Below are 10717 nucleotides of genomic sequence, written 5' to 3'. Positions count from 1 at the left end.
TGAACAGGCTCTCGGTGAAGGTGTCGGCGCCGCGCATAGGTCTCTCTCAGATCGAGATGCTCACATTGTCCTCGCTGCGCCTCGCTCGACCATCACAACCGGTCGGTATTTCAGCAGCCTGTTAGGCCTGCGCGTGAGCACATCAACGAAAGCTTGTTAACAAGGACCCGAGGAGGACAAACGTGTTTGGATTTTTGAAGAAGCAGGGGGGCGAATTCGCATCGCCCCCGAATCAAACAGTGGCATCGATCCAAGTCCCGCAGGCGCAAGATTCAGCGCTAGGTGAGTTGTGGATCGACCAAGAAAATGCGCAGGATAAGGTGTCAAGCTTGGGGCTCGACGCCCAGTCTGAGACGGATTTGAGGCAGTTCATGTCCCAAGGCTATCTGGTGATTCCTCAGGCCATCTCTGAGGATCTCGCTGACCAAATCGTGGCAGACGCTCATCGCGTCCGGGCATACCCTGAAGACTATGTAGTACGAGATAAGGGGGCCTATATCAACCCCGCCCAGATGGGAGAGTTTCATTTGGGCCACCGCATCATCGACTTGTATGCCGTCTCGCAGGCGGCCCGTGAAGCAGTCTTCACCCCCAGGGCTTCGCGGCTCTTGAATTTGGTCTTTGGCGAGCCCGCATTGGCGATTCAGTCGCTGTATTTTGAGTACGGTTCACAGCAGGCCGTTCACCAAGACACCGCCTATGTGGTCTCTAGAAAGCCGCTGGCATTGGCGGCCATCTGGATTGCTTTGGAAGATGTCCAACCGGGCACTGGCGAGCTTTGCTACTACCCTGGAGGACATCGACTTCCTCATCATCTCTTCGGGGGCACCCGCAAGCATTGGATTCAGTCGCAAGATGGCACTGAGGAGCACCAACGATATTTGAAAGGACTGCGGGAGCGCGCTGAGGTCTCAGGCATGAGTTTGGAGACCTTTCTACCCAAGAAAGGTGACGTTCTGTTGTGGCATGCCGACCTGCCCCACGGCGGAACCCGCATCAGCAATTTTCATACACGCCGCAGCTATGTGCTGCACTTTGCACCCAAGAGCGTCAAAGCCAATTACATGACCCGAATTGGTTCGGGTTATCACGAGCACCTGATGCCGTCAGGCGACGGGTTCTCATGCCGTCATTACGCCTTGGCGGACATGGACGAACACGGGCGCGCGCCGATATTGTTTGACGGGGGGATTTCGCGCCGCTAGATGCTCAATTATCCTAAGCGCTCAAACCGGGCGGGGCTTGGCCGAATTCCCGCGCCCAGCCCACACGCTCCTTAATGACCCGAGCTGGGACGCCTGCGGCGAGGCACTCTTTGGGCACCTCTTGAGTCACCACCGATCCTGCAGCCACGATGCTGCCCGCTCCAATGCGGGCATCGGGCATGACCATGGCACGCCTCCCAACCCACACGTGTCGGTCGATCCAGATCTTGCGGCGATGCGCGTTAACGGCCTGGCCTGTGTCCAAGTCAAAGATGGGATGCTGGTCGCTGGACTGCAAAATCACCTCGTCCGAGAATTGCCCGTCATCACCAATCACGACATCTGCACGCGCTCCAATCAGGCGGACTTGGCCCATAGTGGTGTGATCGCCAACAAATACTGTGGCGCGTCCAAAGAGCTGCCAACCTCCCCGAATGACGCAGTCTGAGCCAATGACCACTTTGAGATGGTCGTCGCCGAGCACTATGCTCATCACGGCTCGCGGGGTCAGTATGGCCAAATGAACGCCGCTGTAATGGGCCTTGCCACCATGCCCTTGTAGGGTCACCTGGGCACAGAATGACCTGTGGTCTGCTTCTTCCGGCAGTGTCAAGAAGCAGGTCTCGTCAAACTCTGCTTTCATGCCTTGGATAAGAGGGCTGTCCCGCAAGAGGATGGTCTTCAGAGTGTGAAAGCGACTCTTGGGAGCAAATCTAGCGAGCGAGGGGGCGACGCCCATCACCCGAAGCAGCGGTTCGAAAGCAACGATGTTGAGTGACATGCGGCCAGTTTACTGGGCGCCTGCGTAAATGGAGGTGAAGCCACCCGCTATTTCAACGCGAGTGTTAGTGTCGGGGTTGTAGACCTCTTGACCAATGTCCGCCGACAGCAGGACCCACGCAGACGGCTGGTTCCATTCACTGCCCCACTCGCGCTGCAATTGCGATTCCGATACGCTTGAGACCGGAGAGGATGTCGCTTTGGCTGTGGTGTACCTCAAGACATGCTGAAGCTGGGCGAAGGTAATGGCCACATCGAACACGCGCCCCGTGAAGGCCTTGTGTTGGGTGCTACTGCCCTGTGAGGTGTACAGAGCGACGCCCATGGCAGGTTCCACCGCAGTCTGACCGGATACGGGCACGGGCCCATCTACCACGGGAATGTTGCCCTGCGCAGGGTCAAACCAAATGCCTGGCTTGTTGAACCAGTCGACTGTCGACCAGTCACTGACACCCGTGCGCTGAATGCCAGTGTTGAACAGGTACTGGATTTGGCAAGGCTTGCCCTGACTGCCCAACTCTTTGGCACAAGTAGTGTTCAGGAAGGTCGCCATCATCTGTTGCTTGACTTGCGCGGTCACACTTGATGCGGCAGCAACGCGCAGGACTCCAATACTCTGAACACTCTGGAGCCGGGCCACGCCGTTGGTCAACCAAGGTTGGAGGGGGTCCGCCTTCCACCAAGCATGACGAAAATTGACGAAACTCCCCATGATATGGGCATTGGCTCCAGTCCCGTTTTGTCCTTTGGCGTCAAACGGCCCCAAGAAAGGGGCAACGCCATCTGACTGCGGTCCGGAGGTGGTCAATATCGCCACCGCACCGCGCTGATCATCAGCGTTGATGAAGACCGACGACCCTCCTGAACGGCTGCGCGTGCTGCCATCGCAGCCCTCGGCATTGCCCGAAGGGGTCCATGTCAGCTTGTCCAACACTGCAATTGCTGGGAACCCTGTCAGATCGGCCAATTCGTCTAGGCGAGCCTTAGGGATGGGCAACAAAGGCCCTTGAGTGCCCGCCGCACAGCCCTGAGCTGTTCCAAAAAACATCACCTTCATGCCTGGCTTGAGCGCCGTGTTGTGATCGTTTGGATTCCAAGCAGTAAAGAGTGAGCCCTGATCAACAACGCTCTCCAAAGCGCCAGTCTGGGCCGCCGCCGCCGTGGGCTGAAAGCGAAAGCTCTCGGCGTTCAGGTTCAAGGCCGGTCCAGTGCTTTGCCCGTTGTCGGGGCCGCCACCTGCAGGCGGCTCTGTCGGTGGCGTGACCGCTGCAGGGGCCTCACCCCCCCCACCGCCACAAGCCACCAGCGCCCATACTGCCAACAAGGTGGCACCGAAACGACCGGCCCGCTGCACGCCAGTGAGCCCACTGCGTTGCCGTAAAAATGACTGTGTGCCGACCATGCCTGCCCCCGCTTGCCAAGGCGTGGCACACCTGGCCACGCATGGCTAGGGTTTCGGCAGGGACAGGTCAATGCATGAACGTAAACAGCAGGGAGGTTTGCTGGCAGATTGGGCTTAAGTCAAGGTCAGCTTGGCCGAGCGGGCATGAGCGCATCCAGTTCCGCCATCACCGCTTCATAGCCACTGAGGCGCGCTAGGTTGCGGTATTCGTCCGGGTCTAGGCGCACGTCATACAACTCGCGCTCGCCATTGGCATAGCGGATATATCGCCAAGACTCGGTACGCACCGCATGATCATGCTGCTGGTGAGTGGTCAACACCGGCACATTCCAGGCTCGGCTGGGCTGCTCCACCAAGCCCCGGAGACTGCGGCCATCCATGGCATAGGCAGGACTCACATTGGCGTAATCCAGCAAAGTAGGAACCATATCCCTCAAGCTGACGCAAGCACTCACTGTCGTTCCAACACTCTGAGTGGCAGGCTTGAAGAGGAATGGAACTCGCGTGCTGCGCTCCCATAGCGCTTGCTTGTGCCAATGGAACTTCTCACCTAAATGGAAGCCGTGGTCACTCCAAAGCACCACATTGGTCGTGGCGGCATGCGGGCTTGCGTCAAGGGCAGCGATCAGACGGCCTACTTGTTCGTCCACCCAAGAAATGCTGGCCAGATAGGCCTGCACAGCATCAGCCCAAAGGTTCTGGCGGGTAATGCAATCGTGGAAGTTGAACTTCAAAGCCATGGCCTTACCGGCAGGACCAAGATCATCCAAATCGTCCGCAGGAGGGTTGGGTAGCACCAGGGTCTCTTTCGGATACATGTCGAAAAAGCGCTTCGGTACGTACCAGCCCACATGGGTTCGCACTAGGCCCACTGCCAAGTAAAAGGGCCGGGTGGTCGAGGCTTTCGCCAGAAAGTCAATGCCGGCCTGGGCAAAGCGATAGTCAGGCTGGCCGCTATCCGGACCCAAGGTGGGGCCCCAATCAAACGCACCCACGCCAAGTGTGGCCGCACTCGAGCAAATCTTGTTGGCATAGGGAATGGTGTCAGGCAGTGGCTGATCACCCAACTGAAACACATGATCCACCTTACCAATGGTTTGAACGGCAAAACCTGCACTGCGCAGCATGTCGTTCACCATGGGCTTGCCTGGATTCAGTGCCCTGAAGGTGTGATTCAGATCCCAGACACCGGTGGACTGCACAGACAAGCCCGTCAATGCACCAGCCCGTGAGCCCGTGCATGTGGGTGCCGTGCAATAGGCGCGCTCGAACACGGTCGAACGCGCCGCCAAGGCGTCGAGATTCGGCGTCTTGACCTGCGGATGCCCCTTCAAAAACCCTACCCAGTCGTTGAGGTCGTCGATAGAGATCAACAAAATATTCCGCCCACCCGATGGCGGTGGTGGTGGTGGTGGTGGCGTTGTTTCACCGGCTCCGCCGCCACAGCCCAACACTGTGGCGCTGATGCCCGCTGCTTGCAAAAGTGTGCGTCTCTTCATGATGTTCTTGGTTTATGTCAAGGGTGCAAAAGGATACCAATTGCCTCAAGCCTATGCGACCCCCACGGTTCCCACGCCTGTCAGCCTCCCGCCAGCCAGCCCATGCTAAAGTCCGCCCATCATGCGTGCACCCGCTTTCTTTTTCGCCTATTTTTGGTTCTTGCCCTTCAAGGCGGCTCAAGAGGCAAACGTGCGCACCTGATACAAGCGAACAAACCCTCGAAGAAACCGCCGGCTCTCCCGGCGGTTTTTTTTTGCCCGCCATCCAGCCTGCACCCGCCCTAGGAGCTATTGATGAACGCCAAGTCTGTGACCCCCGCCAGTGACCTGCGCAGCAGCCTGTCGCTCAGTGAGCGCACCAGCGAAACCGATGACCAGCGCATTGAAGACGTGACCCCGCTGCCGCCGCCCGAGCACCTGATCCGCTTCTTCCCCGTGGCAGGCACCCCGATTGAAAAGCTCATCAATGCCACGCGCCAGACCATCCGCAAGTTGGTCACCGGCAAGGACGACCGGCTACTGGTGGTGATCGGCCCCTGCTCCATCCATGACCCAGCCGCCGCGCTGGAGTACGCCCGCCGGCTAAAGGTAGAGCGTGACAAGTACGCCGACACGCTGGAGATCGTGATGCGCGTCTACTTCGAGAAGCCCCGCACCACCGTGGGCTGGAAGGGCCTGATCAACGACCCCTACTTGGACGAGAGCTACCGCATCGACGAAGGCCTGCGCATTGCCCGCCAGCTGCTGCTGGAGATCAACCGCATGGGCGTGCCGGCCGGCTCCGAGTTCTTGGACGTGATCAGCCCCCAATACATCGGCGATCTGATCTCCTGGGGCGCCATTGGTGCGCGCACCACCGAAAGCCAAGTCCACCGTGAGCTTTCTTCCGGCTTGTCCGCCCCCGTGGGCTTCAAGAACGGCACCGACGGCAATTTGAAGATCGCCTGCGACGCCATCCAAGCCGCCAGCAAACCGCACCACTTCTTGTCCATCCACAAGAATGGCCAGGTGGCCATCGTCGAGACCAAGGGCAACAAAGACTGCCACGTCATACTGCGCGGCGGCAAGACGCCCAACTACGACCGTGTGTCGGTGGCTGCCGCCTGTAAAGAGCTGGAAGCCGCCAAACTGACCCCCAGCCTGATGGTCGATTGCAGCCACGCCAACTCCAGCAAGCAACACCAGCGCCAAGTCGATGTGGCCACCGACATCGCTGAGCAGATCAGCAGCGGCAGCCGCCACATCTTCGGCGCGATGGTCGAAAGCCACCTCATCGCCGGCGCCCAGAAATTCACCCCGGGCAAAGATGATGCAAACAGCCTAACCTTCGGCCAAAGCATCACCGACGCCTGCATCAACTGGGACGACTCGGTGAAGGTGCTGGACGTGCTGAGCGCGGCGGTGAAGGCGCGCAGGGGGTGAGGCCAGGGGCTGTGGGCTTGTGGATTTGACTAAACGTACTTCTAAGCGTACGCTCAGGTCTTAAGGAGCCACTATGCAGACCCTCACCGCCAGCGAAGCCCGCGCCAACCTGTACCGCCTCATGGACCAGGCCGCCGAGTCGCACCAGCCCATCACCATCGCCGGCAAACGTCACGACGCGGTGCTTGTGTCGGCTGAAGACTGGCATGCCATCCAGGAAACGCTCTACTTGCTGTCGGTACCCGGCATGCGCGAGTCCATCAAGGAAGGCATGGCTGAACCTCTAGACACTTGCGCCAAGGAGTTGGACTGGTGACGTGGGTGGTGGTCTTCGCCAAACACGCCCTGAAGGATGCGCAAAAGCTGGCGGCCGGCGGCCTGAAGGCCAAAGCCCAAGAGCTGCTCAGCATCTTGAGGGAGAACCCCTTCCAAAACCCACCTCCCTACGAAAAGCTGGTGGGCGATTTGGCGGGCGCTTACTCCAGGCGCATCAACATTCAGCACCGTTTAGTCTATGAAGTGCTGCCCGCTCAGAACACGGTCAAAGTGCTGCGCATGTGGTCGCACTATGAGTAATGGCATGCTTGGCTTTTGTTGCACCGAGCGCCGCTCCTTCATGATCTGCGCTGAACGCCTTTGCAGAGCAGAACTTGACTGAAAGCTGATCCACATGAAGCTTCAACTCGCTTGTGCATTTGTTTCTGCCTTGGCTGTTTGCAGCGTCGCGTCTGCGGAATCACCTGACTCGGCACCAAGCATTCGAACATGCAAGGCGCTGGGTGATTGCGAATTCGGCTGGGGGAAGCTGTCCACTGACGAGCAAGCGCGCGTCAAGCTTGTCATACAAGTGGTTCCTCCCGGCGCAACAGAAGCGCAGATTTCTGAACGCTTGGGGTACGCGCCGTTTAGCCGAGGACCGAAGCTTTCAGCGAATATCGTTGCGCCCGGTGCTACGTCTTCGAAGTCCTATTGGTCACTAGAAGATCCGCCCAGCCGCAACCCTCTGGAAGAGCACTTTGATGTGCTCTTCATCAACGACCGAGCCGTGAAGCTGAGCTGGTGGTCTCGTGGGATGCTCCCCTATGCCCATGTCGAATTTCCCTCCCAGCGCTAGATTCGGCCTGAAACGGCGGTGGGGCGTCTCTCGTTGCAGCGAGAGTGAACCTTGCTTGTTGAGCGACCTCAATCGCGTCGCGCACCGGCAAGGTCTGCCCCAAACCGCTTCATAAACCCTCGATCAATCCGATCTTTCCACCGCCACGCCCAAGCCCCATCGGCCACCAGTGGCCCCCAGGTGGCCAGGGCGTGGTCTTGGGCGGTGTTCAGCAGGTACAAGGCGCGGCGTTGGGGCTGCCAGGGCTCGGGCTCTGTGCCCAGCGCCAGGGCGCGCAGATTGCGGGCCAGCACCGGCCCAGCGCGCACGGCAAACACGCCGGATTTGGGGCGCGGGCTGGCCATGAGCGCCGCCACGTCACCCGCGGCCAAGACCTGCGGGTGACTGAGGCTTTGCAGGGTGGGGCCGACTGCGATGAAGCCCCGCTCGTCCACGGCCAAGCCGCTGGCGGCGGGCCAAGTGGGGGCGGCGGCACCCGTCACCACCCAGCAGGCGTCAAAGGGCTCGGCAGGGTGCGCTTCAAAGCACAGTTGGCCGGGCTCGACCCGGCTGGCGCGCCGCCCACCCAGCCAGGTGATGCCGCGCTCGGTGAGCCAGCGGACCGTGCGGCGGCGGGCGCTGCCGGGCAGGCCGGGCAGGGGCAGCTCGTCGCTGCCGCAGATCGCCACCTGAAGCTGGGGCCAGACCTCTCGCTGAGCGCGGGCGTGCAGAGCAAAAGCCAGCTCCACACCGGCCGCACCGGCCCCCAAGATGAGCAGCCTGAAGCGCGGTGAGCGGGCCATGCGCTGCGCCAAAGGGGGCCAAGCCGCCACAAAGTCTTCGATGGGGCGCACGGGCTGGGCATGTTCGCGGGCACCGGGCAGGCTGTGCAGGGCCGGCATGGGGCCGGTGTCGATGGAGAGCAGGTCGTAGGGCAGGCTTTGGCCGTCTGCGGTGCGCACGCGTTGAGCGTCCAGGTCCAGCCCCACGCCAGCGGTTTGGCGCAGGGTCACACCAGCACGCCACAGCAGGGGTTTGAGCGCGATGGCGCACTCGTCCAAGCCGTATTGCCCGGCCAGCCAGCCGGGCAACATACCCGAGTAGATCTGCCGCGCAAAAGGCGTGACCATCTCCACCTGCCAGCCCGGCAGCGGCGCTTGGGCCAGGGCCGCCAGCACACCCACATGGGCGTGGCCGCCCCCCAGCAAAACCAGTCGCTTCATATCGCGTTAAGCGTCAAAGCGCACATCGCCAAACCAAGCTTGCACGCTGCTACCGCTGTTGTCGGTGTCCGCACTCAAGGCAATGCCGTTGATGGGCGGCATGGGGCCGCCAAAGGCCTGGGCCCAGTCCTGCGCCAGGTTGACACGCAGCTCACGCCACTGGCCAGCATGCTCAGGCCCACTGTCCAGCACCTTCATGTGGACGCGGTCGGTGTAGGGGTTGGGGCCGTGCGCGCCCACGGGCTGGGCATGGCCCCACACATAGCAGATGGACGCAGCGGGGATCTCGGTGCCCGAGATCAGCCGTGCGGATTCGATGCGCAACTGATCCAGCCCGGAGAGGCGCTCCAGCGGCAAGTCAAAGGTCACATAAAGGCGGGCCGCATAGTCGTCACCCTCCTTGCTGCGCAGATCGGACGCCGGCAAGGACTGCGACACCTTCCAGCGCCAGCGCAAGGTGGTGGCTTGGGCAGCCGGCACATTCAAAGGCGCCAGCCAAGACGACGCACTGGCCTTGGAGCTGACCTGCAACACCGTCACGCCCTCGTCGGCCACCAGGGCAAAGCGGTTGGCCTGTTTGACCTTGGGCAGCACCTGGTGCTTCCAGCCCGCGGGCAGTGCGGTGCCAGGGGCGGCTTTGGAGAACGGCGTGGGCTGGCTGGGTAAAGCGGCCGACCCACTTTGGGCCCGCGCCCCGTGCGGCGCGGTCAGCAGCCTGGCCCCCACTGCCGCCAGGCCGCCCGTCACTAATAAACGTCGTTGCATCATGCGTCACTTTCAAAAAGGGTTTGCCAGCGCGGCAGGTCTTCGGGGTTGTCCACATCCCACAGGGGCGGCAGCTCGTGCAGGCGCAAGCCCGCCGCTTGCGCGCGTGCGCGGGTTTGGGGCATCACCTCGGCGGTGCTCCAGGGCATGTCGGTGAACAAGGTGGGCTGGGGCGCACGCATGCCGATCAACACATAGCCACCGTCCTCGGCGGGCTGGCACACCACCTCCGCACCTTGATGCAAGGCCCTTGCGGCCGCCTGCAGATGAGCAGGGCTCAGCGCCGGGCAGTCGGTGCCGATCAGCAGCGTGGGCCCCTGGCCGCAGCCCGCCTGCAGCGCCGTCAACATGCGCAGCCCCAAGTCGCCCTCGGGCTGGGTGCGCAGGGCCACCGGCAGCGCCGCGCGCCGCAGGGCCTGAAAAAAGCGGTGCGACACCGTGGGCGCGCACCACAAGGTCACCGGCCCCAGGCCGCTGGCCACGGCGGTGCGCAGCGCGCGCTGCGTGAAGTGACGTTGCAAGCGGGCTGCGCCCACCGCGCCCAGCGCCGGGATCAAGCGGGTTTTGGCCAAGCCCGGGGTGGGCGCCTTGGCCAACACGGCCAGGCAGACAGGGTGCTCAGCGCTCATGGCAGGTGTCGCGCGGTTGGTAGCCATAGGCGCGTGCCAAACCGCGGGGGTCAGCACCAAAGAAGTAAGCCGCCCGCAAACGCCACATCAAGAAGATGGTGCGCCAAACGCCATGCTGCTCCCAGCGGCGGGCCGAGGTGCGCACGCACTCCCGCAAGCACACGGGTCGCACCTGCTGCTTGAGCAACTTGCTCATGGCAATGTCTTCCATCAAGGGCAGGTCGGGGAAGCCGCCCACGCGGTCGAACAGGCTGCGGTGCATGAACAGGGCTTGGTCACCCGTGGCCATGCCTGTCCAGCGCGAGCGGGTGTTCATGGCCCAACTCACCACCTCCAGCATCAGCAAGGGGCTTTCGATGCAGACATCAAAGCGTCCCCAAGCGTGGGTGAAGGGCGCCAGGGCCTCGAACACCCGTTCGTGGGCCCATGGCGGCAACACCGTGTCGGCATGCAAAAACAGCAAGATCTGGCCCGAAGCTGCCCGCGCTCCGGCATTCATCTGGCTGGCGCGGCCGCGTGGGGCTGTGAGGATGACATCGGCCCAGTCGTGGGCCTGCGCCAGGGTGTCGTCACGGCTGCCGCCGTCGACCACCACCACCTCCACCCCACGGCGACGCATGGATTGCAAGAGGCTGAGCTTGCGGGCGAGGTGACTGCCCTCGTTCAAGACGGGAACAATGATGCTGAGCGTGCTCATGA

The 10717-nt window shown here is 61.8% G+C and carries 12 protein-coding genes; 5 read left to right on the top strand and 7 right to left on the bottom strand.

The window, feature by feature from the left end; all coding sequences use genetic code 11:
- Positions 1–182 precede the first annotated feature (182 nt).
- On the top strand, positions 183–1205 hold the full coding sequence (locus ACIQ3Q_RS15285; protein ID WP_396270024.1) for a phytanoyl-CoA dioxygenase family protein: 1023 nt from the start codon (positions 183–185) through the stop codon (positions 1203–1205).
- Between the two features lie 13 nt (positions 1206–1218).
- Here ACIQ3Q_RS15285 and ACIQ3Q_RS15280 read toward each other — a convergent pair whose 3' ends face one another.
- The 3 genes from ACIQ3Q_RS15280 to ACIQ3Q_RS15270 all read right to left on the bottom strand — a co-directional run bounded on the left by ACIQ3Q_RS15280 (position 1219) and on the right by ACIQ3Q_RS15270 (position 4886).
- Positions 1219–1986: an acyltransferase gene (locus ACIQ3Q_RS15280; protein WP_396270023.1), complete on the bottom strand. Its 768-nt coding sequence runs from the start codon at positions 1984–1986 to the stop codon at positions 1219–1221.
- 9 nt (positions 1987–1995) lie between these two features.
- Entirely contained in the window at positions 1996–3183 is a 1188-nt protein-coding gene (locus ACIQ3Q_RS15275; protein ID WP_396270021.1) for a hypothetical protein, read from the bottom strand.
- 329 nt (positions 3184–3512) lie between these two features.
- A complete protein-coding gene (locus tag ACIQ3Q_RS15270; protein ID WP_396270020.1) occupies positions 3513–4886 on the bottom strand; it encodes a sulfatase in 1374 nt (457 codons plus the stop codon).
- A 294-nt stretch (positions 4887–5180) separates the two neighbouring features.
- Here ACIQ3Q_RS15270 and ACIQ3Q_RS15265 point away from each other — a divergent pair, with 294 nt between their 5' ends.
- From ACIQ3Q_RS15265 to ACIQ3Q_RS15250, 4 genes are all read left to right on the top strand, one after another.
- Positions 5181–6308: a 3-deoxy-7-phosphoheptulonate synthase gene (locus ACIQ3Q_RS15265; RefSeq protein WP_396270019.1), complete on the top strand. Its 1128-nt coding sequence runs from the start codon at positions 5181–5183 to the stop codon at positions 6306–6308.
- Between the two features lie 73 nt (positions 6309–6381).
- Positions 6382–6624, top strand: coding sequence for a type II toxin-antitoxin system Phd/YefM family antitoxin (locus ACIQ3Q_RS15260; protein WP_396270018.1), 243 nt, complete (start codon positions 6382–6384; stop codon positions 6622–6624).
- Entirely contained in the window at positions 6621–6884 is a 264-nt protein-coding gene (locus ACIQ3Q_RS15255; RefSeq protein WP_396270017.1) for a Txe/YoeB family addiction module toxin, read from the top strand. Before ACIQ3Q_RS15260 ends, ACIQ3Q_RS15255 begins: the two co-directional genes overlap by 4 nt.
- 94 nt (positions 6885–6978) lie before the next feature.
- A complete protein-coding gene (locus ACIQ3Q_RS15250) occupies positions 6979–7422 on the top strand; it encodes a hypothetical protein (RefSeq protein WP_396270015.1) in 444 nt (147 codons plus the stop codon).
- A 68-nt stretch (positions 7423–7490) separates the two neighbouring features.
- On the opposite strand, the gene ACIQ3Q_RS15245 is transcribed toward ACIQ3Q_RS15250, so the two are convergent.
- The 4 genes from ACIQ3Q_RS15245 to ACIQ3Q_RS15230 are packed head-to-tail and all read right to left on the bottom strand — an operon-like array spanning position 7491 to position 10715.
- A complete protein-coding gene (locus ACIQ3Q_RS15245) occupies positions 7491–8624 on the bottom strand; it encodes an FAD-dependent oxidoreductase (protein ID WP_396270014.1) in 1134 nt (377 codons plus the stop codon).
- A 6-nt stretch (positions 8625–8630) separates the two neighbouring features.
- Entirely contained in the window at positions 8631–9389 is a 759-nt protein-coding gene (locus tag ACIQ3Q_RS15240; protein WP_396270013.1) for a DUF3047 domain-containing protein, read from the bottom strand.
- Entirely contained in the window at positions 9389–10018 is a 630-nt protein-coding gene (locus tag ACIQ3Q_RS15235; protein WP_396270012.1) for a TIGR04282 family arsenosugar biosynthesis glycosyltransferase, read from the bottom strand. Before ACIQ3Q_RS15235 ends, ACIQ3Q_RS15240 begins: the two co-directional genes overlap by 1 nt.
- Positions 10008–10715 (bottom strand): TIGR04283 family arsenosugar biosynthesis glycosyltransferase, encoded by a 708-nt coding sequence (locus ACIQ3Q_RS15230; RefSeq protein WP_396270010.1) that lies wholly within the window; start codon positions 10713–10715, stop codon positions 10008–10010. Before ACIQ3Q_RS15230 ends, ACIQ3Q_RS15235 begins: the two co-directional genes overlap by 11 nt.
- Between the last annotated feature and the right edge of the window lie 2 nt (positions 10716–10717).

This window comes from Ideonella sp. (genome assembly GCF_044358605.1).
Classification (GTDB): domain Bacteria; phylum Pseudomonadota; class Gammaproteobacteria; order Burkholderiales; family Burkholderiaceae_C; genus Ideonella.
Note: the sequence above shows the minus strand (reverse complement) of the source record. Positions and strands in the feature narration are given on the sequence as shown.